Genomic DNA, 509 nt, shown 5'->3' with positions numbered 1-509 from the left:
CCGTTGGTTCAGGTGATGTTGGCGTGGCAGAACTGGCAAGACGGTGATGCGGCCGGGGCGATGTTGGGGGATTTGCAGGTCACGCCGTTGCGGGCCGATACCCATACTGCGCGTATGGATTTGACGTGGTCGTTGGCTGAGCGTTGGACCGATGCTGGTGAGCCCGCCGGGATTGGTGGGGAGGTGGAGTTTCGCACTGATGTGTTCGATGCGGCCAGCATTGAGGTGTTGATCGAGCGGTTGCAGCGGGTGGTGCTGGCGATGACCGTTGATCCGGCGGCGCGGTTGTCGTCGGTGGATGTGTTGGGTGCTGGTGAGCTTGCCCAGTTGGAGGGTTGGGGTAATCGGGCGGCGTTGGCTCGGCCGGCGGGCTTGGGGGTGTCGATTCCGGCGGTGTTCGCCGCGCAGGTGGCCCGGGCCCCAGAGGCGGTAGCGCTCAGTTTCGCTGGCCAGTCGATGACCTATCGCGAGCTTGATGAAGCATCAAACCGGTTGGCGCACTTGTTGAT

1 protein-coding gene is annotated in these 509 nt (G+C 63.5%); it reads left to right on the top strand.

Translation table 11 applies throughout. The features are described from left to right. Positions 1–509 (top strand): AMP-binding protein (locus A5652_RS21400; RefSeq protein WP_156745470.1); only part of this gene is annotated, 509 nt, incomplete at both ends.

Source organism: Mycobacterium sp. 1165178.9 (genome assembly GCF_001673555.1).
GTDB lineage: Bacteria > Actinomycetota > Actinomycetes > Mycobacteriales > Mycobacteriaceae > Mycobacterium.
Note: the sequence above shows the minus strand (reverse complement) of the source record. Positions and strands in the feature narration are given on the sequence as shown.